The sequence below is a fragment of the Dermacoccus sp. Tok2021 genome, from assembly GCF_019895135.1.
GTDB classification, from domain to species: domain Bacteria; phylum Actinomycetota; class Actinomycetes; order Actinomycetales; family Dermatophilaceae; genus Dermacoccus; species Dermacoccus abyssi.
This window is the reverse complement of sequence record NZ_JAGTHU010000015.1, coordinates 1-24,877: the sequence shown is the minus strand read 5'-3', so window position 1 is coordinate 24,877 and position 24,877 is coordinate 1. Positions and strand designations below refer to the sequence as shown.

The 24,877-nt window shown below is 70.1% G+C and carries 23 protein-coding genes; 6 read left to right on the top strand and 17 right to left on the bottom strand.

Annotated elements, in window-relative coordinates:
* Nucleotides 1-179 precede the first annotated feature (179 nt).
* From K9D12_RS09800 to K9D12_RS09780, 5 genes are all read right to left on the bottom strand, one after another.
* Complete coding sequence (locus K9D12_RS09800; RefSeq protein ID WP_223060119.1) at nt 180-1,154, bottom strand: DUF808 domain-containing protein; 975 nt, start codon at nt 1,152-1,154, stop codon at nt 180-182.
* Between the two features lie 105 nt (nt 1,155-1,259).
* Complete coding sequence (locus K9D12_RS09795; protein WP_047311907.1) at nt 1,260-2,300, bottom strand: cation diffusion facilitator family transporter; 1,041 nt, start codon at nt 2,298-2,300, stop codon at nt 1,260-1,262.
* A 38-nt stretch (nt 2,301-2,338) separates the two neighbouring features.
* A complete protein-coding gene (locus tag K9D12_RS09790; protein WP_223060118.1) occupies nt 2,339-2,968 on the bottom strand; it encodes a TetR/AcrR family transcriptional regulator in 630 nt (209 codons plus the stop codon).
* Between the two features lie 747 nt (nt 2,969-3,715).
* Entirely contained in the window at nt 3,716-5,101 is a 1,386-nt protein-coding gene (gene mtr / locus K9D12_RS09785; protein WP_223060117.1) for a mycothione reductase, read from the bottom strand.
* 95 nt (nt 5,102-5,196) lie between these two features.
* Nucleotides 5,197-5,841: a response regulator transcription factor gene (locus K9D12_RS09780; RefSeq protein ID WP_047311904.1), complete on the bottom strand. Its 645-nt coding sequence runs from the start codon at nt 5,839-5,841 to the stop codon at nt 5,197-5,199.
* A 96-nt stretch (nt 5,842-5,937) separates the two neighbouring features.
* Here K9D12_RS09780 and K9D12_RS09775 point away from each other — a divergent pair, with 96 nt between their 5' ends.
* Nucleotides 5,938-7,530, top strand: coding sequence for a GAF domain-containing sensor histidine kinase (locus K9D12_RS09775; protein WP_223060116.1), 1,593 nt, complete (start codon nt 5,938-5,940; stop codon nt 7,528-7,530).
* A gap of 101 nt (nt 7,531-7,631) precedes the next feature.
* Here K9D12_RS09775 and deoC read toward each other — a convergent pair whose 3' ends face one another.
* Together deoC and K9D12_RS09765 are read right to left on the bottom strand one after the other, a co-directional pair.
* Nucleotides 7,632-8,333 (bottom strand): deoxyribose-phosphate aldolase, encoded by a 702-nt coding sequence (gene deoC / locus K9D12_RS09770; RefSeq protein WP_223060115.1) that lies wholly within the window; start codon nt 8,331-8,333, stop codon nt 7,632-7,634.
* 78 nt (nt 8,334-8,411) lie between these two features.
* Complete coding sequence (locus K9D12_RS09765) at nt 8,412-9,584, bottom strand: SIS domain-containing protein (RefSeq protein ID WP_047311901.1); 1,173 nt, start codon at nt 9,582-9,584, stop codon at nt 8,412-8,414.
* A 107-nt stretch (nt 9,585-9,691) separates the two neighbouring features.
* On the opposite strand from K9D12_RS09765, the gene K9D12_RS09760 reads away from it, so the two are divergent.
* Together K9D12_RS09760 and K9D12_RS09755 are read left to right on the top strand one after the other, a co-directional pair.
* The gene (locus tag K9D12_RS09760) at nt 9,692-10,108 is read left to right on the top strand and encodes a hypothetical protein (RefSeq protein WP_052947033.1); all 417 of its coding nucleotides are present in this window, start codon (nt 9,692-9,694) and stop codon (nt 10,106-10,108) included.
* Nucleotides 10,105-11,304, top strand: coding sequence for a glutathionylspermidine synthase family protein (locus tag K9D12_RS09755; protein WP_129664509.1), 1,200 nt, complete (start codon nt 10,105-10,107; stop codon nt 11,302-11,304). Before K9D12_RS09760 ends, K9D12_RS09755 begins: the two co-directional genes overlap by 4 nt.
* Before the next feature lie 87 nt (nt 11,305-11,391).
* On the opposite strand, the gene K9D12_RS09750 is transcribed toward K9D12_RS09755, so the two are convergent.
* Genes K9D12_RS09750 through K9D12_RS09740 form a run of 3 tightly spaced genes read right to left on the bottom strand, consistent with a single transcriptional unit; the run spans nt 11,392 to nt 13,503 of the window.
* A complete protein-coding gene (locus K9D12_RS09750) occupies nt 11,392-11,610 on the bottom strand; it encodes a Trm112 family protein (RefSeq protein WP_047311899.1) in 219 nt (72 codons plus the stop codon).
* Nucleotides 11,607-13,055, bottom strand: a complete 1,449-nt coding sequence (locus tag K9D12_RS09745; RefSeq protein ID WP_223060114.1) for a phosphomannomutase/phosphoglucomutase — start codon at nt 13,053-13,055, stop codon at nt 11,607-11,609. The genes K9D12_RS09750 and K9D12_RS09745 overlap by 4 nt, the downstream gene beginning before the upstream one ends.
* A 10-nt stretch (nt 13,056-13,065) precedes the next feature.
* Nucleotides 13,066-13,503 (bottom strand): DUF3499 domain-containing protein, encoded by a 438-nt coding sequence (locus tag K9D12_RS09740; protein WP_047311897.1) that lies wholly within the window; start codon nt 13,501-13,503, stop codon nt 13,066-13,068.
* 234 nt (nt 13,504-13,737) lie between these two features.
* On the opposite strand from K9D12_RS09740, the gene K9D12_RS09735 reads away from it, so the two are divergent.
* Together K9D12_RS09735 and K9D12_RS09730 are read left to right on the top strand one after the other, a co-directional pair.
* Nucleotides 13,738-14,064, top strand: coding sequence for a metallopeptidase family protein (locus tag K9D12_RS09735; RefSeq protein WP_047311896.1), 327 nt, complete (start codon nt 13,738-13,740; stop codon nt 14,062-14,064).
* Nucleotides 14,061-14,879, top strand: a complete 819-nt coding sequence (locus tag K9D12_RS09730; RefSeq protein ID WP_223060113.1) for an NAD(P)H-binding protein — start codon at nt 14,061-14,063, stop codon at nt 14,877-14,879. The genes K9D12_RS09735 and K9D12_RS09730 overlap by 4 nt, the downstream gene beginning before the upstream one ends.
* Nucleotides 14,880-14,931: 52 nt before the next feature.
* On the opposite strand, the gene K9D12_RS09725 is transcribed toward K9D12_RS09730, so the two are convergent.
* From K9D12_RS09725 to K9D12_RS09715, 3 genes are read right to left on the bottom strand one after another with little or no spacing between them, the layout of a single operon-like run.
* Nucleotides 14,932-16,332, bottom strand: a complete 1,401-nt coding sequence (locus K9D12_RS09725; protein ID WP_223060112.1) for a DUF5719 family protein — start codon at nt 16,330-16,332, stop codon at nt 14,932-14,934.
* A 13-nt stretch (nt 16,333-16,345) separates the two neighbouring features.
* Complete coding sequence (locus tag K9D12_RS09720; protein ID WP_223060111.1) at nt 16,346-19,618, bottom strand: glycosyltransferase; 3,273 nt, start codon at nt 19,616-19,618, stop codon at nt 16,346-16,348.
* A gap of 4 nt (nt 19,619-19,622) precedes the next feature.
* Nucleotides 19,623-19,883, bottom strand: a complete 261-nt coding sequence (locus K9D12_RS09715) for a WhiB family transcriptional regulator (protein ID WP_182434746.1) — start codon at nt 19,881-19,883, stop codon at nt 19,623-19,625.
* Between the two features lie 338 nt (nt 19,884-20,221).
* Here K9D12_RS09715 and K9D12_RS09710 point away from each other — a divergent pair, with 338 nt between their 5' ends.
* Nucleotides 20,222-21,064 (top strand): 2-phospho-L-lactate transferase CofD family protein, encoded by an 843-nt coding sequence (locus tag K9D12_RS09710; RefSeq protein ID WP_223060110.1) that lies wholly within the window; start codon nt 20,222-20,224, stop codon nt 21,062-21,064.
* Nucleotides 21,065-21,125: 61 nt separating this feature from the next.
* Here the strand turns inward: K9D12_RS09710 and K9D12_RS09705 are convergent, their stop codons facing one another.
* From K9D12_RS09705 to K9D12_RS09690, 4 genes are all read right to left on the bottom strand, one after another.
* Nucleotides 21,126-22,106: a DNA-3-methyladenine glycosylase gene (locus K9D12_RS09705; RefSeq protein ID WP_129664520.1), complete on the bottom strand. Its 981-nt coding sequence runs from the start codon at nt 22,104-22,106 to the stop codon at nt 21,126-21,128.
* A complete protein-coding gene (locus tag K9D12_RS09700) occupies nt 22,103-23,107 on the bottom strand; it encodes a hypothetical protein (RefSeq protein ID WP_223060109.1) in 1,005 nt (334 codons plus the stop codon). Before K9D12_RS09700 ends, K9D12_RS09705 begins: the two co-directional genes overlap by 4 nt.
* Nucleotide 23,108: 1 nt before the next feature.
* Nucleotides 23,109-24,011, bottom strand: coding sequence for a glycosyltransferase family 2 protein (locus K9D12_RS09695; protein WP_047311890.1), 903 nt, complete (start codon nt 24,009-24,011; stop codon nt 23,109-23,111).
* Between the two features lie 69 nt (nt 24,012-24,080).
* Nucleotides 24,081-24,566 carry a hypothetical protein gene (locus K9D12_RS09690; protein WP_129664523.1) on the bottom strand — a complete coding sequence of 162 codons (486 nt, stop codon included), beginning with the start codon at nt 24,564-24,566 and terminating at the stop codon, nt 24,081-24,083.
* Between the last annotated feature and the right edge of the window lie 311 nt (nt 24,567-24,877).

The window sequence follows — 24,877 nt, the reverse complement described above, 5'->3', positions numbered from 1 at the left end:
TGTGTTTCCTTCGCATTCGGTGACTCGAGATTCCGGCGTGCCCCTCTGGGCTGCTCTCGTGCATGGGTTATCGCCCGCGCCGAATGGCCGTGAGTCTACCGGCCACCTCCGACACGGCCACGTCGAACGGCCGCCGCACGGGACGTGCGACGGCCGTTCGAGAGGTGAGGTGCGGCAGCTCAGTGCGCGGGCGCCTCGCCCTTCGCCTTGGCACGAGCGGCGAGGATCGGCGTCACGATCAGCGCGACGATCGTGCCGACGATGAGCCCGAAGATGCCGCTCGCGACGGTGTTCGTGAGCCACCCGAGCACGCCGCCGAGTGCGCCAGTGGCCTCGTGCACCGCTTCTTCGACGTGATGGACGGCCGAGTACAGCGGGTGGAAGCCGAGTTCGTCGGTGCCGACGAGAAGGATGTGGCCACCGACCCAGAGCATCGCGACGACGCCGACGGTGGACAGGAACGCCATGACCTTGGGCATGAGGTTGACGAGGAAACGGCCGAACTTTTCGCTCTTGCCGCTGTCGATGAGGCTGAGGCCGACGTCGTCCATCTTCACGATGAGCGCGACGAAGCCGTAGACGAGCACCGTGATGAGGACGGCAACCACGGCCAGAATGATCGCGCGCGAGACGAGCGGCTCGTGCGTCACGGACTTGAGGGCGATGACCATGATCTCGCCGGAGAGGATGAAGTCGGTGCGCACGGCACCACTCACGACCTCGTCCTCGTCGATCTTCTCGGTGGCAACGTCCTCGTCCTCGCGCTCCACGGCACTCTCGTGCCCGTGCTCGCGGCGGTGCTTGAGGGCGTGGATGATCTTCTCCGCGCCCTCGAAACACAGGTACGTACCGCCGAGCATGAGCAGGATCGTCACTGCGATCGGGAGGAACTCCGAGAGCACCAGCGCGATCGGGAGGATGAAGAGCAGCTTGTTGCGTAGCGAGCCGATCGCGATGCGCTTGATGATCGGCAGCTCTCGCTCGGCCGCGAGGCCCTGCACATAGCGCGGCGTGACGGCGGTGTCATCGATGACGACGCCCGCTGCCTTGGCACTGGCGCGGCCGGCGGCAGCGGCCACGTCGTCGGTGGAGGCCGCCGCGAGGCGGGCGAGCGCTGCGACGTCGTCGAGCAGCGCGAAGAGTCCGCCGGCCATCAGTGACCGCCTCGGGTCTCGACGCGGACCGGGCGAACGTGCTCTCGATTCATGGAGCCAACCTTAGAGAACGTCGATGCGTCCCTGCGAATGCGCTGAGCAGACCTATCGGTCGTCGGGTCGCGAAGGGCCGACGTGCCACTCCCCCGGAGCGTTCTCGCGCTGGGCTGACGTGACGTGCCCGATGCCGCCGCTCGCGTCCCCGCCGGTATCGACGTCGGGCTCGAGGTAGACGAGCATCTGCAGGTCGGGATCGACGCGCCGGGCGGCCTGCTGCGCCGCGTCGATGGAGCGCACGATCTCCGCACCGCGCGCCTGCGGGTCGATGGCGATCTTGGCCGCCACCATAAGCTCGTTCGGGCCGAGGTGGGAGGTCTTGAGGTGAATGACACGCTCGATTCCGTCGGCGGATTCGATGGCACTACGGATCTCGCGCACCGTCTCCGGGCGGGCTGCCTCACCGAGGAGCAGGGAACGCGTCTCGCGAAAGAGGAACGCCGCGACGGCGATGAGGAGCAGACCGATGAGCCCGGCGCCCACGGCGTCCCAGATGCCGTTCTCGGTGAACACCGCCAGGCTGACGCCGAAGAGCGCGAACGTCAAACCGGCCACGGCAGCCGAGTCCTCGCACAAGAGCACCGGGAGTTCGGGGCTCTTGGCATTGCGCAGGAACGAGCCCCAGGACTGATCGCCCTTCTCCTTCTTGGCCTCGCTCACCGCTGTCATGAGCGAGCGACCCTCCATGAGGATCGAGGCGACGAGCACGACGATGGGAACCCACCACCACTTCTCGTGGGTGCCCGGGTGCGGCGCGTCCGGCAGAGACATCTCGTGGTACTTCTCGTACGCCTCGTAGAGCGAGAACATGCCGCCGACGCTGAAGATGACGATGCTGACGACGAAGCCCGCGACGTAGCGCTCCCGCGCGTAACCGAAGGGGTGGAACTCGTCGGCATCCTTGCGGGCCCGCTTGCCGCCGACGAGCAGCAGGATCTGGTTGCCCGAGTCGGCCACCGAGTGGATGGCCTCGGCCAGCATCGAACTCATGCCGGTGAGCATCCAGGCGATGAACTTCGTCACGGCGATGCCGAGGTTGGCCGCCAGGGCCGCGAAGATCGCCTTGTTGCCGCCCGAAGAGTCACTCATACGAGCAGCCTACGGTCCACAAGCCACCCCCACGAACGTCAGCTCCCGTATTGCCGACAAGGGTTCGGGAACGTCGAAGCGCATTCCTGGGCCAGAACTCGACGCACCCGGGCGACCTCGTGGGCGTCGTCACGCAGAAGGAGCGTTCGAGCGAGACCTCGGGTCACCGCGAGCAGGCGCCGCGCTTCGTCGTCCGGGTCGACGCCCTCTCGCGCCTCCCCGCACTCCTCGGCGTTGACAACGGCCTCACGCAGCCGTGCGAGCAGGACGTCGTCCGTGCGTTGCCACGCCTCGCGCAGGCTCGGCTGTCGAAGCGCCACGGAACTGAAGTGGTCGAAGAGGATCGTCTCGTCTCGGCGATCGGGGTCGAGCGGAAGGAACTGTGTCAGGGCGCCAAGCACCATGTGTTCGATCCGCCCCCGCGCCTGTTCCTCGCTCGCCACGAGCGTCTCGATCCGCCCTTGCTGTACCTGCAGGGTTCGGTCGTAGGCGTCGGCGAGCAGGACGTCCTTGGAGGCGTAGTAGTGCTGCACCAAGCCCACCGAGACACCCGCACTCGCCGCGATGCGGCTCATCGTCGCGGCCTCGGGCCCGTCACTGGCGACGAGGCCACGCACCGCATCGATGATCTGCGTGCGACGAGCGTCGTGGTCGGCGGTTCTCGGCATGGACTCAGCGTAGCGACCCGTGCACAATAAAAATATGCGCATATTTAAATGGCGATTGCTGGCACTCCCCTTCCTCCTCCTCGCACTCACCGTGGGCTTGCTCCGGCCCGGTGCGGCATCTGCTCTGCCGGCTGCCCCGCGTTCGGACACCGTGGTGCCTGCGAAACTACGGCGACTGGCGCGCAGGGCTCGACCCCCACAGGCGAACCTCTGTCTTACGGATTCGGTTGGCGCGCAGGCCTGCTCGACGGCGACGGCCCGCGGGTCGTCGAACACACCGGAGCGACGCCCGGTACGTTCGCCCACGTCGTCATGCTGCCGGAACAGCACCGTGCGGTCATCGTCCTCGGACGTGGCTATTCCGAAGCGCTCGCCCCGGCCAGGCAGGTCTCGGTTACGACGTGGCCCGGACGCTCGCCGGCCGCGACGCCTACCGGAGCGGGCCTGACCCGTTGCTCTGGTGGTCGCCGTGGGCACTGAGCGCGCTGGCGGTCCTTCTCGTGCTCGGTGCAGCCACGTGGGCTCGACTGACGCGGCTCGGCGGGCGCATACGTCGACATACCCGCGCCTGGGCTTGGGGGTTCTCCGTCGCCTCCGCGCTGCTGGCGAGCGCCGCCTGGTACGCACCCCGCGCGCTCGGACACGATCGTCGGCAACTCATGATCTGGTTGCCGGATCTGTGGCGAGCCACAACCGCCCTGTGCTGCGCGGGCGTCCTCGCAGCGCTCGTCGTGACGGTGAGCGGGATCAGGCGTCGTGGGGCGGGAACTCCAAGCCCAGGAGGGCGTTCTCCAGCACCTCGGTGAGGGCCGGGTGAATCCAGTACTGGCCGCGCGCCATCTCGTCGGCAGCCAGACCGAACGACATCGCCTGGATCGCCGGCTGGATGAGCGTCGAGGCGTCGGGGCCGACGAAGTGGACACCGAGCAGCTTGCGCGTCTCCTTGTCGGCGATGACCTTGCAGATGCTGGAGGTGTCCTCGAGCGCCCAGCCGTAGGCCGTCGCGCCGTAGGCCTGCACCTTGACGGTGACGTCGTGGCCTGCGGCGCGCGCCTGCGCCTCACTCATGCCGACCGTGGCGACCTGCGGGTGGGTGAAGACCGCGCTCGGCACCACGTCGTGCGGGAACGGACGGAGGTCGTTCGGGTGGACGAGGTTGTGCGCGACGCAGCGTTCCTCGGCGTTGGCGACGTGCTTGAGCTGGAACGGCGAGCTCGCGTCACCGAGCGACCACACGCCGTCCACGCCGGTGCGGCCGTACTCGTCGACGACGACGCGACCGTCGGGGCGCACCTCGACGCCGGTGTTCTCCAGGCCGAGGTCGTCGGTGTTCGGTCGGCGGCCGGTGGCGACGAGAAGCAGATCGCCGTTCACGGTGCGGCCGTCCGAGAGCGCGAGTTCGACGCCGTCGGCTCCGTGGCCGGCCGACGTCAGCTCGGCGTTGCGCACGAGCGTCCACTGGTTCTCGACGGCGTTCGTCAGGGTCTGGCTCACGTCGTCGTCCGCGTGACGCAGAACGCGCTCGCCGCGCAGCACCATCGTCACGTCGACGCCGAGTGAGCTGAAGACGTGGGCGAACTCGAGCGCGATGAAACCGCCACCGACGATGACCAACGACGAGGGCAGCTCGGCGATCCGCATGACGGTGTCGCTCGTCTCGTACGGCACGCCCGAATCGGTGATGACCGCGGGGATGACCGGGCGGGCACCTGTGGCGATGACGATCTGGTCGCCGGTGACCTCCTCGTCGTAGCCGTCGACGCGCAGGCTGTGGTCGCCCGTGAAGCGTGCGTGGCCTGAATAGACGGTGGTGTTGCCGTCCTCGGAGCCGCGCTCGCGGTACTCGCGTCCGCCGAGCGCGATCGGGTCGATGCGCCCGAACACGCGCTCACGGATGTCGCTCCAGCGCACGTGCTGCACGGACGCGTCGACACCGAGGCGCGAGGACTCGCGTGCGCTGCGGGCCACCTCGGCGGCCTGGACGAACATCTTCGTCGGGATGCACCCGACGTTGAGGCACGTACCCCCGAAGACGCCCTTCTCGATGATGGCAACCTTCTTGTCCGCGAAGTCCGGCGTGACGAGGGGGTTACCGGAACCGGTACCGATGATGACGAGGTCGTAGTGGGCCATGAGGTCAACCTTAGACCCCGACGCCAATCGGCCGCAGCACGCGAAAATCCGCGTCGTTACTGGCGAGACCGGCGTCACACCGGCTCGCGCGCAGGTCAGTCGTGCGGGTGGCGCAGGCGCTCCATGAGCACCGCGGCCTGGGTGCGCGATTCGAGCCCCAACTTGGACAGGAGGCTCGTGATGTAGTTCTTCACCGTCTTCTCCGCCAGGTGCAGGCGCCCGGCGATCTGACGGTTCGTGAAGCCCTGCGTGATGAGGTCGAGCACACGCTTCTCCTGGTCGGTGAGCGCGGCCAGCTCGGGGCGCAGCATGACGTCCTCGCCGGTCAGGCGCGCGCGAATGCGGTCGGCGTCCTCCCCCTTGAGCAGCGACTCACCTGCGGCGACGCGTTCGATCGTCTCGACGAGGTCGGCGCCGCGCACCTGCTTGAGGACATAGCCGCTCGCACCCGCGAGGATCGCCGCGAGGAGGGCCTCGTCGTCGTCGTAGGACGTGAGGATGAGGCAGCGGATGTTCTCGTCCACGCTGCGTACCGCGCGGCACACCTCCATGCCCGTGCCGTCGGGCAGACGGCCGTCGAGGATCGCGACGTCCGGGCGCGCAGCGGGGATACGACGGATCGCCTCGGCGGCGCTCCCACTCTCACCGACGACCTCACAACGCCCGGAGGTGGAAAGGAGCTCGGCGAGCCCTCGGCGCACGATCTCGTGATCGTCGAGCAGATAGACACGAACAGCCATGCCCCCATTGTGGACGCCCGTCGCCCCGGAGGGGACGTGTGCGGCGAAGTCTGCGGGGAGCCGCTCGTCACACCTGGCGCCCCTAGACTCGCGTGCATGGTCACTGCATCGCAGCCCGCCTCGCCCCGCAGCCCGCGCGACGACGATCGCAGCCCCTCCCCCGACGACGCGCTGCTCACCGCCGTCATCGACCTGAGCAAGGACCTCGCGCTGCGACCGTTGCTCCACCGTTTCGTCGAAACGGCGGTCGACCTCACCGACGCCGAGTACGGCGCGCTCGGCATCCTCGACGCCGACGGCGGTTTCGAGGACCTCGTCCTCCACGGCATCGACGCCGAAACGGCCGCGCTGATCGGCGACGGGCCGCACGGCAAGGGCGTCCTCGGCACGATCATCCACGAGCCGCACACCCTTCGGGTGGCCGACATCAGCCGTCACCCCGAGAGCGTCGGGTTTCCGCCCAACCACCCGCCGATGAGTTCCTTTCTCGGCTGCCCCGTCGTCATCCGTGGGCAGGTCTACGGCAACATCTATCTGACGAACAAGCGCTCGGCGAATCAGTTCAGCAACCGCGACGAGCGAGTGCTCGAGGCCCTCGCCGCGGCGGCCGCCTCCGCGATCGCGCACGCTCGCACGCTCGCCGAGGCAGAGGCCCGTGAACGCTGGCAGAGGGCCGCGGCCGAGGCCGTCGCCCTGCTTGCGAAGCTGCCGCCCAAGCAGGCGTGGCCGGCTGTCGTCGAGCGCTTCGATTCCATCCTCACCGCCGACCACGTCGAGTACGTTCCCGTGCATCGCATGACGGAGCGCCTCGGCCAAGACCTGGCCGACGACTTGGCGCTGCGCCCGGATGCCCGTTTCCTCTCCGGCGCCAAGGCAGCCGCGCTCGTCGACGACGCCAAGCGCTCGGCGCTGCTCGTGCCGGTGACTGCCGAGGAGGCCTCCCCCAGTCTGCTGCTCATCGCGTGGGACCGGGCGCTTCTCTCGATCGCGCCGGAACCGCTCGAGGCGGTCGGCCAGATGCTCTCCGACCGCCTGTCCGTCGCGACGCTCCTCGCCCACCAGCACGCGGAGTCCGAGCGCGTGGCCATCCTCGAGGACCGCGACAGGATCGCCCAGGATCTGCACGACCACGTCATCCAACGCCTCTTCGCCGCCGGCATGCGGGTGCAGAGCGTCATGCCGCTCGTCGGCGACACCGTGGCCTCCGAGAAGCTCGACGCCGTGGTCACCGACCTCGACGAGACGGTGACGGACGTGCGTCGCGCGATCTTCGACCTCAAGCAGGGAGGCGTCGCGCTCGCGCTGGCCCGCAGCATCGACCAGCTGGCTCAGCAGGGCAGCGACGCGCTCGGGTTCATGCCGTCGGTCGCCGTGGGCGGCGACTACTGGACGCTCGACGACACCCTCGTCATGGACATTCTCGCCGTGGTGCGCGAGGCACTGAGCAACGCCGCCCGGCACGCCGGAGCGTCGGCGGTACGGGTGGCGCTCGACGTCGGCGAGGACGTGCGCCTCAAGGTGACGGACGACGGCGTCGGGCTGCCGGAGCACGTCGAGCGCCGCTCGGGGCTCGCCCACCTCGTCGCGCGCGCCGAGCGGTGGGGCGGCTCGTGCACGGTGCGGGTGAGGCCGCGCGGCGGCACGGCCGTCGAGTGGCGGGTGCCGCGCCGCCGGCCGACCGAGGCCTGAGCACGGCCCGCGTCCGCCCCACGTCCACCCCGGGACAACGACGTACCGACGACGAAGGGCACCGACTCAGCCGGTGCCCTTCGTTGCGTTCAGATACGAAATCAGTAGCCCGCCGCGCCCTCGGCGGAAGCCGCCGACGCGTCGCCGGAGCCGCCCTCGAGACCGTCGAGCACGGCGCGCGTGCCGGACAGCCCGAGTCGCGACGCGCCGGCCTCGATCATCTCGCGGGCCGCAGCGGCGTCACGGATGCCGCCGCTGGCCTTGACGCCCAGGTTCGGGCCGACGCACTCACGCATGAGGCGCACGGCGTGGGCGCTGGCGCCACCGCTCGGGTGGAAGCCCGTGGAGGTCTTGACGAAGTCGGCGCCCGCGTCGACGGCCGCCTCGCACACGCCGCGGATCTCGTCGTCGGTGAGGGCAGCGGACTCGATGATGACCTTGAGAACGGCGTTCGGGATGGCGTCGCGCACCGTGCGGATGTCGAGCTTGACCGCCTCGAAGTCGCCCATCTTGGCCGCGCCCACGTCGATGACCATGTCGACCTCGTCAGCGCCGCGCTCGACCGACTCGGCGGCCTCGGCGGCCTTGACCGTGCTCGTGTGCTTGCCGCTCGGGAAGCCGCAGACGGTGGCGACCTTGACGCTCGTCTCGACGGGCAGCATGTTCGGCGACACACAGATCGAGTAGGCGCCCAGCTCCTCGGCCTCGCGGGCCACCGCCGCGACGTCGTCAGCCGTCGCTTCGGGCTTGAGCAGGGTGTGGTCGACCATAGCCGCGACCTCGGCCCGGGAGAAGTTCGTCATGCGCCCAAGCCTAACCAGCGAAGACGTTCCCGTCCTCACGCAGACGACACGCCCGCCGCCCCGTGCCGACCGCGGGCGTCATGCCCGACGGTCGCCGAGATGGTCGCGCAGCTGCGTCACGTGCCGCGACACATTCGGGTCGAGACCTTGGCCGAGCGCGAGGTAGGTGGCGGTGAAGTCGACCCTCTGGACGAGTTCGGCCAGTCGCGCGATGGGCGGGCCATCGCCGGGGTGCACCTCGACGACGGTGGCGCCGGCCGCGAACGCGCTGTCCTGAACGCCCGCAGCAACGCCGGCCAAGTCCGAAACGGCACCTTCGGGGTCGCTGTGGAGGCTGAGCAGCCCGAGCCCGGGCTGTCGGGGCGCGTCGAGGAAGGGGTCGGCGAAAATGTCGTCAGGGGCCGAGGCCGCGCCACTACCGCCACCGGCCGTGAAGGGGCCGTCGAGCGTCGCAACGACAGACGCGGCCGCATCCGGCAGTTCACCCCAGGTCATCGGCACCCGAGCGGTGCGGGCGAACATCGACGCGGCGCGGCGGGCCGCAACAGCGGCGACGGGTCCGTCCGCGAGCGCCATGGGCACGGTACCGGCGAGCTGCAGCGCCGCGAGCTTCGCGGGGTTGACGAAGTGCTCGGAGCTGGGGCGGCACACCTCAGCCTCACGGTCGAGGTGGGTGATCGCCTGCTCGAGGTGGCTGTCCGTGACGTCGATGAGGCCGAGGTGCCCCGCCGCCATGAGCACCGGGGTGAGCAGCGACCACATCGCCGTCCGGCTCGACGTGCGCCCGCGCCCGACCGGGATGTGCGTACCGCGGGCCCGCGCACACACATCCGCCAGGGGTGAGTCCGCTGCCCCGACGGTGAGCAGGGACGCTCCACGGCGTGCGGCTTCCGAGGCGAGCGCGAGCGGCCCGGCGGCCCGCCCGGAAAGGCTCACCGCGACGACGAGGTCGAGGGGGCCGACCCATCCCGGCAGCGGCACGTCGCGTCGGGTGATGACGGGAACGGGCGCCCCCGGCTGGGCGAACGTCTCGAGGACGTCGGCGACGACGGCGCTGCCACCGAGCGCGCCCACGAGGACGGCGCGGGGCCGCTCACCGTCGGCCGTGCGCTCCACGCCCGCCTCACGGGCCAGCGTCATCGCTTCGCGCACCTGGGCACCGGCTGTGGCCAGCGCCCGCAGGGAGTCGCGCGAGTCGCAGCGTTCGAGGTGACGGGCGTCGTCCAGCCAGCTCTCGTCGAGGTAGGGCATGTCACACCTTCTGTCGCTCGGGGGGGGACGGAACGCCCGAGGGGATCCGCGCGTCACAGCCTAGATCGCGCGATACATTGACGTCCTACTCGAAGGAGAGGATTCGGATGCCGACGACCAGGCGCAAGGGTGGGCTCGCCCTCGGCACGACCACCGTTCTCGCCGCCGGTTTCCTCACCGGATGTTCGTCGTCCAAGGGCGCCGACTACGCCGGGGTGTGCCGCGACAAGGCCACGGGTGAACGGCTGCCGGACAGCGAGTGCCGCTCCGGACATCACGCCGGCGCCGCATGGGTCTTCTACCGCTCGGGCCAGCGCGTCGCCCCGGTGGGCGGAAAGCTCGACAGCTACGCCACGTCGATTCCGAAGAACGCCACCTACGCCGCCGGTGGGTTCGACGCCCAGGGCGGCAAGGTGACGAAGTCCTCCGTCCGCGAGGGCACTCAGATCAAGGGCGCCGACGGCTCGTCGAAGGGCAGCGTCGTGCGTGGCGGCTTCGGCAAGGGCGGCGGCGGAGGCGGATGAGGCGCCTGGCCTGCGAGCCGCGCCCGAACTTCCGCGACATCCTCGATTCCGAGGGCATGCTCTGGGCGTCCGAGACCGTCGACGGCCACGACGTGCCGTACTGGACGGACAGCGCCTACTACTCCTTCTCCCCCGCCGAGATCGACCGGCTCGAGGCGGCCACGGACGAACTGTGGGGCATGTGCCTGAGCGCCGCGACGTGGATGCTCACGACGTACGACGACCGGCGTCTGTGCCTGCCCGAGGGCTCGACCCGGCGGCTCCTGGCGAGTCTCGAGGAGGGTGATCCGGGCTCACACGCCCGTTTCGACCTGTGCCTCGCCGGCGACGGCACCCCCAAGATGCTCGAGATCAACGGCGACACCCCGACGATGCTCGTCGAGTCGGCCGTGTCCCAGTGGTCCTGGCACGAGGCGAACTTCCCCGAACTAGACCAGTGGAACTCGATCCACGAAAGGCTCGTCGGTGCGTGGAAGAAGCGCGTCGCCGCTGGGCAGGACGACCTTCACTTCGCGGGGCTGCTCCACCTCGTCGAAGAGGCTTCCACGCTCGCCTACCTGGCGGACACCGCAGATCAGGCCGGCGCGACGACGAGCCTGTTCGACCTGTCCGACGTCGGCCTCGACGTCGACTCGCGCCGCTTCGTCGACGGTCAGTCGCGCCCGATCGACGTCTGCTACGCGCTGTACCCGTGGGAGGACCTGCTCGTCGAGCCTTTCGGCGCCCACATCGAGACTTCCGGCGTGCGCTGGATCGAGCCGCTGTGGCGTTCGGCCCTCTCGACGAAGGCGCTGCTCGCGGCGCTGTGGCACCTCTACCCGGGCCACCCCAACCTGCTTCCGGCCTACCTCGACTCCCCGCGCGACCTGCGCGAGTACGTCGCGAAGCCGTTCTTCGGCCGTGAGGGCGCCTCGATCCGCGTCCACGCGGAGGGTCGCGACTGGACGCACGGCGGCCAGGAACACGACGAGTCGTTCTGCTACCAGCAGTGGTGGCCGCTGCCCGACTTCGACGGCAACCGGCCCGTCATCGGAGCCTGGGTGGTCGACGGTCACGCGGCCGGCATGGGCATCCGCGAGACCGACGGCCCGATCACGGACGGCGGTGCGCGCTTCGTCCCGCACGTCATCGAGGCTCCGGCACCCGCGGAGTCGACCGTGCAGCGCTGGCTCGCCGAGGACGACGTCCGCCTCTGAGCCACGCGCCCGACACCATGCACAGCACGCGGCGAGACCGCTTCCCGATTCGGGTAGCGGTCTCGCCGTAGGTACCAGGTGGGCCGGTCAAGCCTCGGTGGGCAGAACTGTGGCCTCGTCGACGAGGAACACGGGGATGCCGTCGCGGATCGGGTATTGCAACCGGCCACCGCGCTCGGCGTCGGCTTCGGTGGCGACGAGCACGGGCTCGCCACCGTCGTCGACGCCGTCGACGAGCTCACTGTGCGTGACCGGGCAGCGCAGGATCTCACGCAGCCACGGTTCGATCGTGACGCCTCGGTTCACTGTGCTTCTCCTTCTCGGACGGCGGCGAGCGCGGCATCGCGCACGCGCTCCATCGTTGCACGGTCGGCTGCCTCGACGTTGAGGCGCAGCAGAGGTTCTGTGTTCGAGGCGCGCAGGTTGAGCCACCACATCGGATCGCTGTCACCGCCTTCGTGGACGAAGGTGACGCCGTCCATGCCGTCCTCGGTGTACTCGCCGTGGGAGGCCACCCACTCGCGAACGCGGCCAGTGGCGGCGATGGCGTCACTCACGGTCGAGTTGATCTCGCCGGAGGCCTCGTAGCGGGCGTACTCGGCGACGAGCTGCGAGAGCGTCCCCTCCTGCTCACCGAGCGCGGCGAGCACGTGCATCGCCGCGAGCATGCCCGTGTCGGCGAACCAGAAGTCGCGGAAGTAGTAGTGCGCGCTGTGCTCCCCGCCGAAGACGGCGTCGTGCTCGGCCATCTGCGCCTTGATGAAGGAGTGGCCGACGCGCGTGCGCACCGGCTTCGCCCCGCTCTCGGTGATGACCTCGGTGACGGCGCGCGAGCTGATGAGGTTCGCGACGACCGAGACGTCCGAAGCGCGGGTGCCCTTGGCGACCTCCTTCGCGATCTCACGCTGGGCAACAAGCGCCGTGACGGCCGACGGCGTCACCGCGTCACCGTTCTCGTCGATGACGAAGCATCGGTCGGCGTCACCGTCGAAAGCCAGACCGATGTCGGCGCCGTGCTCGACGACGGCCTTCTGCAGGTCGACGAGGTTGGCGGGCTCGAGCGGGTTGGCCTCGTGATTGGGGAACGTGCCGTCGAGTTCGAAGTAGAGCGGGACGATCTCGAGCGGAAGCTCGTCGAGCCCCGCATCCGTGCCGAGGACCGCGGGCACGGTGTGGCCGCCCATGCCGTTTCCGGCGTCGACGACGACCTTGAGCGGGCGTCCGCCGGACAGGTCGACGAGGGAACGCAGGAAGGCGGCGTAGTCGCCGAGCATGTCGCGCTCGTCGATCGTGCCGGGTTCGCCGTCGAAGGGAACCGCCGTGCCACGATCGAGTGCCCACTGGGCGAGGTCACGCATCTCGGCGAGGCCGGTCTCAAGCGAGACGGGGCGCGCGCCGGCGCGGCACAGCTTGATGCCGTTGTACTGCGCGGGGTTGTGGCTCGCGGTGAACATCGCGCCGGGGATGCCGAGAGCACCGGAGGCGTAGTACAGGCCGTCGGTCGAGCACAGGCCGATGAGAGTGACGTCGATGCCGTACGAGGTGGCGCCCTCGGCGAAGGCTCGAGACAGCTCCGGCGAGCTCGGGCGCATGTCGTGGCCGACGACGACGCCCTCGGCTCCTTCGGGGCGGGCCACGATCTGCGCGAAGGCGGCGCCGAGTTCGCGCGCGACGGCCGGCGAGAGCTGCTCGGGCACGAGGCCGCGAACGTCGTAGGCCTTGATGAAGTCGTTGAGTACGGGGGCGTTCACGCCGACGATCCTACCGGCCGTCGTCGCCCGCTTCCGTGGACGCGTCGTCGTCCGTGGCATCGGGCAGCGCGCGCAGGTGACGACGGCGTGAGGCCGTCGAGAGGAAGGCAGGGTCCTCGGCCCGGGCGGCACGGGCGGGCTTGCGCACCGGCTCCGGTTCGGGCTCGGCCGGTGGGCGAGCCGCGGCGCGGCGCACGGCCTCGGCGAGCGCCACGAGGTCGTCCGGTGTGGGCTCCGGCGGGGTCATGTCGACGGCCAGGCGCACGATGTCCCAACCTCGCGGCGCGGTGAGACGCTGAGCGTGATCGGCGCACAGGTCGTACGTGTGCGGCTCGGCGTAGGTGGCCAGGGGGCCGAGGACGACCGTCGAATCCGCGTAGACATAGGTGAGCGTCGCCACGGCGGGCTTCGAGCAGGCGGATCGCGAGCACTGTCTGGTCAACGTCACGTTGCACAAGGTTACGCCAGTGGGTGGCTGCCCCCGTCTGCCGCGACCGGGACACGCCCGGTCGGGCCCCGCCCGCGATCAGGTGCCCTTCGATACGCTGACGCGGTGAGGAACAAAGCAGCGCGCCCTGGCCGACAGCCCGGCCTCGACGCTTCCTCCGCCCCGGGCGCGCCCCGTCGCGACCGGCACGAGCGCCGCTACAGGGGGCCTCTGGCCTGGCCCGCGACTCCGTCCATGAGATCGCGTTCGGCCGCGTTCGACGACGCCGTCCTGCGTGCTGTCGAGGTGTGCGAATCGCGCTGGTCGGTCAGCGTCGCCGACATCGAGATCGGCGTCGAAGAGGTTCCCCCGTCCGACCCGAGCTCGTGGGAGGACTCAGTGCCGCTCGGGCGCGCCTTCCCCGCCGACGGTCGCCATCGGGCGCGGATGGTCCTCTACCGCCTTCCCATTCAGACACGCGCACGCGACCGGGTCGAGCGTGAGGCCCTCATCGAACACGTCGTGCGCACCCAACTCGCGGGCCTGCTGGGCCGCTCCCTGGACGACGAGGACGACCTGTGACGACGACCCCCACCGCTGCCCCGATCCTGCCCCCCGACGTGCTCGGCGTCGGACGCGCACCGGTTCTCGTGACGGGTGCTTCGGGCGTTCTCGGCCGCGCCGTGGTGGAGGAACTACGCGCCTCGTCCATCCCGGTGCGAGCGCTCGTCCACCGCACCCCGATCACCGACGTGACCTGCGCGGTCGGTGACATCCTGACAGGGGCGGGCCTCGACGAGGCACTTCCGGGCGTGGGGGCGGTCATCCACTGCGCCACGGATCCGTCGAATGCCCGAGTCGACCGCGACGGAACACGTAACCTCCTGCGTTCTCTCGACGCCTGGGCACCCGGCGCCCACCTCGTCCTGCCCTCGATCGTGGGGTGCTGGAACAACCCGCTGGCCTACTACCGCACGAAGGCAGACACCGAGAACCTCGCCGAGTCCTGGTCGGGGCGCGCGTCGATCGTGCGAGCGACCCAGTTCCACACCCTCGCCCACGAGGTGGTGAGCGGCGCCGCGGCACGGCTCACGGGAGCCGAATCCCGCGTCCGGGTCAGCCCGGTAGACCCCGAATGGGTGGCGCGCAAGCTCGTGGACGTCGCCCTCATTCGCACGAGTCTTGCGACGCCGCTCGAGTTGGCCGGACCGGAGACCTTCTCGCTCGGTGAACTCTCCACACTGACAGCTCACCTCGAGAGCCGCCGACCCGTTCGGTCCGTGCAAGTGCCAACGCTCGGAGGTGTTCTGCGCTCCTTCGCCCGTGGCACGAATCTGCCGGGCGAACAGGCCAAGCGCGGTGGACGTACCTACGCTCAGTGGCTCGCAGCTCGCTGACCCACGACGGCCCACAGGTCCGACCGGCGATCAGCCGGGCGGGATGAGCGGATCAGCGGGCGACGAGTGCGGTTTGCTCGCGCATCCACGGCGCAGCCGTGAGGGTGAGCGTCGTGATGCGATCCGAGGACTTGGAGCCGGTGCGGAGCACGATTCCCGCATGAAGGTGGGATTCGCCCTGCTTCGTCGGCGCGGTCACCCACACGCTCGCGTCCTTCGGAACGGAGATACGTCGAGCCGCGTTGTCGCGCACGTCGACGTGCTGGGCTGTGCTCTTGCCGTCCTTCGTCGTCACGACGACGGTCGCCCGCACCTGCGGAGCGCTGGCTGCGAGCACGAGATCTCCCCCGGTCCCCGCGCCACGTAGAGCCGTGCCGGCCGCCGGTCCGATGTCCGGCGCGGCTTGGGCCCACGCGAAGTCCGCCGAGGAGCCCGAGGCCGCAGGAGCGGTGGCTGCGGCGACGATCTCAGCCTCAGACGTGGCTCGCACCGCGACGGTCGACCCCTTCAAACCGTCCAGCGACACGTCGAGGGTCCGGCCGCGCGGCACGGAGACGACACGGTCCTTCGACGCTTCGCCCTGGGTCGACAGAGCCGACAGCTTGACGACGGCGCCGCGCCCGGCCGGGGCCGCCAGACGAACGCTGGTCTTGCCGTCCGTCACGGGCGCCGCAGGGACGATCTGAGTCGTGCCGGGCACGGCGTACTGGGCCGTCAGTTCCTCACCCTTGGTCGAACCCGAGCTCGCGCTGTCCCGCACGCTGGCCTGTACGGCACCGCTCTCGCTACGCACGTGGACGACGACACCGTCGTGGTTCTTGGCCTCGGTCGGCAGGTTGACCTCGACGCGCGAGTGCGCGGGGACAGCCTTGTCCGTGATGGCGGCACCGGCTATGTCGCCGTCGCGTGAACTGACGTCGATGTCGACCGTGGCACCGTGCGAACCGCTGTTGACGAGCACGAGGGTCGACAGGCGTGAGGAACCCTTCTGCCCCACCGGGATCCACGCCTCGTTGAGGGAAGCTGCACAGGTGCGTGCGACGAGTGGCGACTTCCCGTCGCCGCCGCTGATCTGAGCTGCGGCAAAACCAGGAGCCATGCCGCCGGTTGCCTCGACGACGAGGGGCCCACCCTTCATCTCGGTGACGGTCGCGCCGCCTCGCTCGAGCGACATCGCCTTCGGGTCGGAAGACGACTCGAGGCGTGCACTCGCTCCGCCGCCCTGCCGCGCGAACGGCGTGAGGGACTCAGGCGACGACGTCGCGTTGACCTCGGTGGAGCCGTTCGATCCGGCGCCCCCGGGGCAGACGAGCGAGGCCGCTTCGACGGCACTCGTCGTCGTCGCGAGGCGCTCGCCCGTGCTCGTGCGAACCGGAGCCGCGTGAGCCGTCCACACCATGCCCGCTGCTGCGGCGGCGAGCACGACCCCGCGCGCGATTCCTTGTGCGCTCATGTCCTCCCCTGCCTCACTGACGCCCGCGTCCGCGCGCGGACCCGAACGGAACGGCCAGGAACACGACGAGCCCGAGCAGCACGAGCTGGGCCACGCGCCAGGCCGGCCACGCCGTGCCGGGTTCGATGACGAGTTTGCCGCCGTCCGCGCCGACGCTGTAAGTGGGCATCTGGGTGCCGGCCACCGCCTCGAGCGCGCGTCCGTCGAGGGTCACCTCGGCCTCACGGGCGAAGTCGTTGCCGGCGCTCACGACGAGCCTGCGCTGCGCGTCACCGCTCGGCAACGTCGTCGAGACCCGCGCGTGCGGGCCGCGCACGGGGACGATGTGACGCTCGTCGCCGTCACGCACGACGACCCGTGCGGCACGCCCGCCCCCGGCACCGTCGATGCGGTACAGGGACGCCGTCGAGTCCGTCGCCATCGGCACGAGTCCGTCAGCGGAGTCGAGGGCAGCGAGCAGCGTGTCGGACTCCTGCGCGCGACGGTCGGCCGCGACGAAGGCGATTCCGGCGTCCCGTAGGGTCTGGCCGGCCTGGGCCCGCTCACCGGCGCCCGAGTCGACGAGCGCGGCAATGGCCTTGGTCACGGACGTCGGCGTCTGCATCGCCGGCTGGGTCGGGTCGACCGAGGGCAGGCCGGCCTCGCGGCTGCGAACGGTGAACGTCACGGCCCCCGAACGTGGCTGGAGGTCGAGCAGCATGCCGGCTCGCGCCGACTCAGCCTCGTGCACCGTGATGGCAGGAGCCGGGTTGCGCACGGCTTGGACGCCGTTCTTGCCGGCCGAGGCGTTCCACGCCGTCAGACCGATGACCCCACCCATGACGAGCGCGATCGTGACGACGCTGAGGCGCCCGAGGCGCGAGGTGGCCGAACGGGTTCCGGGTTCGGAAGAACCGTGGACACGATCTGCGCCGATGAGCGCGAGCGCGAGCATCGACAGCGCCGCGACCTGCTCCGGGACACCCGTCCACACGTGCAGTCCGGTGGGCGCGCCAAGGGAGTGACGCGGCGCGAGCAGCGCGGCAGCGAGAGCGACGAGCGCGAGGACCACGAGTGCCCAGCGCGCGAGTTCGTGACCCCGGCCGCGCAGCGCGCCCCACAGGCCGAAGAAGAGGACAGGCACCGCCAGGAGCAACGGCGTCGAGCCCGGGCCGCCCGGGTGGAACAGGAGCGCGGACAGCGGCGCGCCGCCGTCACCGTCCGTCAGGACCCCGGGGCCGCCGACGAGCTTGCTCGGGTCGGAGAAGGCCTCGACGCTCCAGTGCCCGAGCAACAACGGTACGAGCACGACCACGGCGAGCGCGCGGATCTTCGCGGCGCTCGACCCCAGCACCGCGACGACGAGCAGGGCAATCGCCAGGACGGGAAGGAGGATCGGTGTGTAGGCCCCGAGCACCGTGACGGCGAGCGCAGTGGCTGCCGTGCCGGCGACGGTGGCGCCGGAGCGGCCGAGCCGCAGAATGCCCGCCAGGGCCAGCGGGAGCACGATGTGCGCGATGACGGGGCCGAGGCGCCCGCCGAGCAGCGCCGCCGTGAGCGGGGCGAGAGAGCCCCACGCGAGGGCTGCCAGAGCTCGTGGCCACGCGAGCTTCGTCGCCGCGCGCCCCGCGAGGTAGGCCGACCACCCTGCGAGTGCCGGAGCGGCCAGGAAGAGCCATGTGATGGCTGTCGCGGTCGCGGTGGAATCGGCCACACCCGGCAGGAGCGAGACGAACCAGGAACCGATGGCGATGAACGGCAGATAGGGCACCGACGAGGCGGCGTGCCCGAAACCGGGGCCCTGCCAGGCGTCGCGCCAGGCGTGCCAGACACCGCCGGGCGAGGTGAAGTACGGCAGGAGTTCGCCACCCGCGAGGCCGTGACCGCCGCGAAGAGCGCCGTCACTCAAGGCGTCACGGAAGATGAACAGGCTCATGCCGAACAGCACGAGTACGGCCCAGAGACCGGGGTGGCGCACGATGCGCTTGAGCACGCCGCCGCGGGTCCGCATTTCCTCGGCCTCTTCGGACTGCGGGCCCGTCTCGGTGGAGATCGGCTGGTGCACCGGCTTCGAGCCACCAGGTGTCAGCGCGGCGACCACGGCGTCCCAGGCCGCGGCACGCCCCGCTTCGGCCGGGACGAAGAGGGACGAGAGTTGGGCGTTGCTCACGCCGGCACGTCCACGGAAGCGGCGTCGCGCGCCCATGATGCGGCCGAGTCCGAGACCTGCACTGGCCTGACCGAACTCCGACGCGGCCGACCGCGGGCGCTTGAGCAGGAGCAGCACGACACCCAGCAGCGCAGACGAGATCGTTGCCCACGCGAGCGCGAAGGGGAAACGGAGCGTGGAGGTCCGCGCGAGGGCGACCTGACGGTGGCGGCGCAGTGTGCTGCCCGAGTGCGCGGCCGGACGATCGGGGTCACCCGAGCGGCGCGTCATGCTGTGGCGCTGGCGACGCGTCATACGCGTCCCGCGGCCCTCCATGACGCGCAGCAGGTGCGCGGAGTCGATGTCCTGGTGTGCGGTGGCCTCGGGCACGACGACGACCGCGTGGTCGGCGAGGTGGGCTCGCCAGCACAGATCGAGACCGTCACCGTCGCCGTCGAACGCGGGATCGAAGCCGCCCAGGTCGAGGTAGACGTCCTGGCGCACGAGCATGCCGGCACTCGACACGGCGAGCACGTCACGGCGCCCGTCGTGCTGGCCCTGGTCGAGTTCGCCCTCGACGGTGCGGGCGACGTGACGCCCGCTGCGCGTGACGTCGATACCGATGTTGATCAGACGGGATGGACGGTCGAGCTCGTTGATCTTGCAGCCCGCGATACCGATGCGCTCGCTTCGACCCACCGAGCGCATGAGCGCCTTCAGGGAGTCGGGCGTCGGAGCGGAGTCCTCGTGGAGCAGCCACAACCAGTGGTAGCGGTCGCTCGGGTGGGTGGGGCGTCGGCGGGCGCGGCGGCGATCGCGCAGCGCGACGACGTGGTCGCTGCCACGCGCGGGAATGGCCTGCACGGCCCGGTCGACGAGACCGGCGAAGGCTTCCTCGTGGTTCGCCTTGACGACAGTGAGGTCGACCTCACGTAGTTCCGGGAACTCACGCGCGAGAACCTCGCGCATGTCCTGATCGGGAGTGCCGTCGACGACGACGAGGCGGTCCGCCTGTCGCGACTGGTCGAGAAATGCATCGACCGTGGCGCGAAGCCACGGTAGGTGTCCGTCCCGCGCCACGAGGACGGCGGTGACGAAAGGATGCTCGGGTGTTCCCTCGCGGGGCTCGTGGACGCCGAGTCGAGCGCTCGCCGTCACCTGATCAGACCGCGCGCTTCTTCAGCTTGCGGCGCTCACGCTCGGAAAGGCCACCCCAGATGCCGAAGCGCTCGTCGTTCTCCAGCGCGTACTCGAGGCACTCGGAGCGAACCTCACACCCGACGCAGACACGCTTGGCCTCGCGGGTGGAGCCGCCCTTCTCGGGGAAGAACGCTTCGGGGTCGGTCTGCGCGCACAGTGCGCGCTCCTGCCACGACATTTCCTCCGTGTCGTCCAGGGCGTCGTGCAGGCTGATCAACTGCATGAATTCCTGCATGTCCGTCCTTTCGTCGTCGGTGCCATGGTCAGGCGTCGGTGTACTTCGGCGAACTTCGGCCCAATACCACCCGGCGGTGACAACCCCACCGGAGCGGGACGACAACAAGGGGGACGGCGAAGCGCGACATGGCAATTACATCGATGTCATTCGAGTGAGTCAAGCCGAACGGGAATGCTCGCAACCCCCTCCCCGGGGGTGAATGGCGCCTCCACCACCTCGCCTGTCACACTGACAATATGCAACTCACGCTCCTATCTAGTGGTCCCCAGTCAGCTGCAGCACTACATGGGCTGTTCGCGCCGGGGTCGACCATCGACACGCCGATGGGTGATGTGATCTGCATCACAAATACCTCGGGGGACCTCAGTGTTGCGGGTCTGCGCTTCACCCCGGACACGGACGCCGCACTGCGCGCTTTCACGCCCTCACCCGCGCGCCCCTCCACGTCGACCGTCTCCTCGACGCTCGCAGAACTGGGCCTGGCACCCGGCGAGTGGCCGATTCTCGACGACGAGAGTGTCGCCTTCGCCGTCGCCCGCAACTACTGGCGCGCTCGAGGTGAGACCGCGGCCACGTGTGCCCAGCTCCAGAGCCCCGCAGCGGAGGCTCGCGTCATTCCCGCGACGAACGAGCCCGTCGAACTTCACGTCATCGAGGAGAACGAGGCCGGAGAGCGCAGCAGCCGCCCCGTCGCCCGGTGGCTCGGGGATGCCGACCGGGGCGAACCGCAGGGCTTCGGAGTCGCCGGGCTCGAACAGTCGACGCCCTCCCCCGGCGTGCTGGACGCGCTGCGCAGCAGCGACGTCGTCGTGCTCACCCCGATGTCACCCGTGCTCGACGGGCCGGGGCTGCTCGGGGTGCCGGGCGTACGCGACGCCCTGCGCGGCACAGCGGCCCGCGTCGTCGTCATGAGTCCGGTCGGCCTGCCGACGAGCCGCGACGGTGACGCCGAGCGCAGCGCCTGGTCGCAGGCGGGCCTCGAGATGACGTCGGCGCAGGTGGCCAAGCTCTACGCGGACTTCGCCGACGTGCTTCTCATCGACGAGGACGAGGCTCAGGGCAGCTACCCCGGGCGTCTCAATGTGACGCGTGCGCCGCTCGCGAGAGCGCTGGTCGGCGACGTCGAAGCTGCGCGCGAGGTACGCACCACGGTTCTCGCAGCCTGATCGATCGGCGACCTGCTCCCACCCGACGCCGGGGACACCCGTGCAGGTCTCTCGCTGCGCCTCAGCGCCACGCGCGCTGGGGCAGGTGTGAGGGCAACGTCATACGGGCACCATGACGTTCGCGCCGCGGAGCGGCCGCGAGGATGAGGCGCTCGGCTCGATAGCGGTGTCCGCGGTAGGGCTCGAGAAGGCCGGCCATACCCACGTCGTCGATGTCACGCCCGAGCAGCGCGTGCCCGATCTCCTTGGCCACGTGGTAGTCGGCGAAGGTGGGGGCGTCGGGGTCGCCCCACGCGCTCTGTGCAACTTTTGCCGCCGTCCAGACACCGATTCCGGGCACGAGGCGCAGCCTTGCGTGGGCCTCCGCAATCGGCAGCTCGCTCGTCTGCTCGAGACGGTCCGCGTGCTCGAGGGCACGCATGACGGTGCGTGACTGCGGCGGCTCGACACCGGCTTGCAGCCATTCCCAGGACGGAATACGTCGCCACTGTGCAGCAGAGGGTGCGGCCATGAGGCGAGCGACGGCCGGTGTCTGAGGGCCCGCCGCCCGCAGCGCCTCCGGGTCGAACGTGACAGGGGTGCCGTACATGCGCACGAGGTGGCGGAAGCCTGCGAAGGCCTGACGACCGGTGACCTTCTGCTCGAGGATGCTCGGGACGAGCGAGGTGATGACGAGGCCCGTGCGCGGGATGCGCCAATCGGCGAGCTGACGCACGCGAAGGGCGACCTTCACGGGCTCGTGATGGGCAGCGAAGCCGTCGAGGCTGTCCGCCTCACCCAGGATGGTGGGCAAACGGCCCGCGAACCACGCCGCGCCCGCTCCGTATGCCCGCAGGATGACGCGCTCGCCCCCCTCCGCGGGCTCGACCTGCCACCAGGTGGCCGCCGGTCCTGCGGGCGTGTGCACGCCCCACCACACGGCGTTGGGACGCACGACCATCGTCGGATCGCCCGATCCCCGACGAAGAGCGCCGAGGATCGAAGCCACCGGAACGCTGCGTCCGGGCTCCCACTGTTCGACGAGGTCGGGCCGGGTACTCACGCGAGTCGCGCTGCCACGTCGACCGGACGGACGGGTCGACCGAGGAACGCCGCGAAGATCTGCCGCTGAGCCTCGGAGACATCGGTGTCGAGGAAGGTGAGAGAGGGTTCGCTCACCCAGACGACGTTGGCGCCGAACATCGCGCTGAGGTTGATGAGGGCCGTGCTGGGGCCTCCGAGGACGGCGTCGGCGCCGACGACGAGCGGATCGAGCTCGGCGGTGCCGCGCGAGCGCATGACCTCGAACTCGTCGTAGCGGCGCACGTTCTCAGCAGGGTGCGCGCGCACCAGTGGCTCGAGTCCCGCGTCCGCGCAACTCGCGACCAGGCCGCGGACGTGATCGACGTACCGCTTCTCGTCGATGAGCCCCAGATCGACGAAGGGCTGAGTGAGGATGACGGCGCTGCGACGCACCGATCGGGAGGCACCTTCGGTGTGGGCGCGGAACTCCGCACGCACGGTCTCGGTCACCTCCCAGCCGTGGGAGGTGCGCCGATACGCGGGCCACCGCTCGGACGTCAACGCCTTGCCCGTCGCGGCGATGAGACCTGCCTTGAGCGTGGCCGTGACAGGCGCGGCGCCCTGCCGGCGGATGGCGTCACGGCGAGTCGTCCACGAACCGTAGGTGCCGATGCCTTCGTCGGTGACGACGACGTGGATGGGGCGCACGCCGTTCGCGCGACGAAGCGCGACGAGAGCCTTCAGGCCGGGCGTTCCCACGCTGACGTAGAGGGCCCGCGCGCCCTCGGCGAAACGCCATCCCGCCATGCCCTCCTCGAGCGAGAGGCGTGGGTCGTCCGGCAGCAGGGCTCGCGCGTCCTCGACACCGACCGCGGGCGCGGTGAGGAACGCGGCTGCCGGGACGAACGAGACGCGCAGGCGGCCGGCGTCCGAAAGATCCTGCAGGACGCGGCGAAGGTAGGAGGCGATGTAGAGCACGTGCGAGCGACTCTTGGCCCCGGTGACGACGGCGTGGACGTGGTCGTTGTGGGTTTCGCTCATGTCAGATCACCGGGGGCCGGCCGAGGCGGGTGAGCTTCGCGACCGTGCGCCACGACATGACGTGCCGCTCCCCCGCGTCGGTGCGCAGGCCCTCGGCAAGGCCGGCGAACCAGACCTTGAGTGCGGCCTTGTCCTTGACGCGAAGCAGGGTGATGGCCGCCCAGTTACCGATGTACAGCGGCACGAGGGGCGCCGGTAGGTTGCGCTTGGCCACCCACACGCGGTTTCGCGCGTTCATCCGGTAATAGACGGCGTGCCGTGCCGGAGAGGTGGCCGGGTGGTTCACAGTGATGCTGGGTACGTACTGGATGACCCAGCCCGCATCGATGAGTCGCCAGGCGAGGTCGATGCCTTCGTGACCGTAGAAGAAGTGCCCAGGCCAGCCGCCGACCTGATCGAATGCGGTGCGGCGCGAGAGGTGGATGCCTTCGAGGAACCAGGTGGCCGGGCCGGGCTTTCCGTTGTTCTTGACGTTGAGGCGCGGAATCCAGCGGCGTGGCGTCGGCTTTCCCGTGGGGTCCTGCCCGAGCGGGCCGATGACGGCGTTGTCGGCCCGCTTCTCCATCTCGGCCACCATGTCGGCGAGGACGTGGTCAGTGGGGAGGGTGGCGTCGTCGTCGTAGAAGAACAGGTAGTCGCCGCGGGCTTCCCGCGCACCGACGTTTCGGCCTTCGGGGATGCCGAGGTTCTCCGGCGAGTGGATGGTGCGCACGTTCGCCGGGAACGGCCACGGGTTCTCGGCCGGGTTCCAGCCATTGCCGAGCAGCACGATGTCGAGTTCGACTCCGCGCTGCTGGTTCAGGGACGAGATGGCCCGTTCGAGATCGTCGGGGCGGTTACCCATCGTCATGAGGACGACGCCGACGCGAGGCGGGGTGGCACCCGTCTGCGGCTCCTGCGCCATGCCTTCTCCTTCGTCGTCCGTTGCCGCGCCTTCGACTGCACTGCTCGATTTTTTGGAATGCGTCCAAGGCTAGACGGTGCCACCGACAGCCGGAGAACGCTCCTCGCTCGTGTCGGCCCGCTGAGCGTGTGCGGTGACGGCAAAGGTCACGATGACGTCGCCGAACCGCTCAGTGCTCCAGTCGGTCTCGCCGACATCGCGCAGTGCGCCGACGTGTTCGGGCACGGTGAGTCCGTGGCGGCTGAGCCAGGTGATGATGGGCAGGTCGGCGAGTTTGGCGAGAGCCTCTGCGCGGGTCCAGCGTTCGGCGAAGGTGTCGGGGTCGTCGACGCCGTAGCGCCGCACGAGAGTTGAACGCACGGGCCGTGGGATTTCGGCGTCGAGGACGAAGGTGCCGTGGCTGCGCAGCGCGGAGGGAACGTGCCACGCGAGCCCGGTGCCGTCGGACAGGTAGCTGCGCGCCGCGTCGGGGCGCGCCTGACGCGTGACCTCGCGAGAACGCTCGAGTCTCCCGTCGCGCACCGCGGCGGCTAGCAGTTCAGCCGCGTTCACCACGTCACCCACCCTCTTTCCCGGCAACAGAGCATTCCATGCCACCGCGCGCTGGAGCCGGCCACACCGTCGGACGACTCCCCCGTCCGGAACGCGACCACGCCAGAAGACGCGCCGAAGGAACCAAGGCGACCACGCTGGAAGCGGACTGCGGGAGACCGAGCATGACGCGCTCCACGGGCCGAGCGTGCGAGGCCCGTGGAGCGCGTCATGAGAGGCCGAGCGCCCCGCAGCTGTGTCGCACCGAGCGAAGGGGGGGCGGCGGGGGGGGCGGGGCGGGCGCCGGGGGGCGGCGGGGGGCGGGGCGGCCGGGG

Coding starts and splice junctions, on each gene's coding strand:
- K9D12_RS09800 (WP_223060119.1), bottom strand. CDS start 1,154: ATGGCCGGCGGACTCTTCGCGCTGCTCGACGACGTCGCAGCGCTCGCC.
- K9D12_RS09795 (WP_047311907.1), bottom strand. CDS start 2,300: ATGAGTGACTCTTCGGGCGGCAACAAGGCGATCTTCGCGGCCCTGGCG.
- K9D12_RS09790 (WP_223060118.1), bottom strand. CDS start 2,968: ATGCCGAGAACCGCCGACCACGACGCTCGTCGCACGCAGATCATCGAT.
- mtr (WP_223060117.1), bottom strand. CDS start 5,101: ATGGCCCACTACGACCTCGTCATCATCGGTACCGGTTCCGGTAACCCC.
- K9D12_RS09780 (WP_047311904.1), bottom strand. CDS start 5,841: ATGGCTGTTCGTGTCTATCTGCTCGACGATCACGAGATCGTGCGCCGA.
- K9D12_RS09775 (WP_223060116.1), top strand. CDS start 5,938: ATGGTCACTGCATCGCAGCCCGCCTCGCCCCGCAGCCCGCGCGACGAC.
- deoC (WP_223060115.1), bottom strand. CDS start 8,333: ATGACGAACTTCTCCCGGGCCGAGGTCGCGGCTATGGTCGACCACACC.
- K9D12_RS09765 (WP_047311901.1), bottom strand. CDS start 9,584: ATGCCCTACCTCGACGAGAGCTGGCTGGACGACGCCCGTCACCTCGAA.
- K9D12_RS09760 (WP_052947033.1), top strand. CDS start 9,692: ATGCCGACGACCAGGCGCAAGGGTGGGCTCGCCCTCGGCACGACCACC.
- K9D12_RS09755 (WP_129664509.1), top strand. CDS start 10,105: ATGAGGCGCCTGGCCTGCGAGCCGCGCCCGAACTTCCGCGACATCCTC.
- K9D12_RS09735 (WP_047311896.1), top strand. CDS start 13,738: ATGAGATCGCGTTCGGCCGCGTTCGACGACGCCGTCCTGCGTGCTGTC.
- K9D12_RS09725 (WP_223060112.1), bottom strand. CDS start 16,332: ATGAGCGCACAAGGAATCGCGCGCGGGGTCGTGCTCGCCGCCGCAGCA.
- K9D12_RS09715 (WP_182434746.1), bottom strand. CDS start 19,883: ATGCAGTTGATCAGCCTGCACGACGCCCTGGACGACACGGAGGAAATG.
- K9D12_RS09710 (WP_223060110.1), top strand. CDS start 20,222: ATGGGTGATGTGATCTGCATCACAAATACCTCGGGGGACCTCAGTGTT.
- K9D12_RS09700 (WP_223060109.1), bottom strand. CDS start 23,107: ATGAGCGAAACCCACAACGACCACGTCCACGCCGTCGTCACCGGGGCC.
- K9D12_RS09695 (WP_047311890.1), bottom strand. CDS start 24,011: ATGGCGCAGGAGCCGCAGACGGGTGCCACCCCGCCTCGCGTCGGCGTC.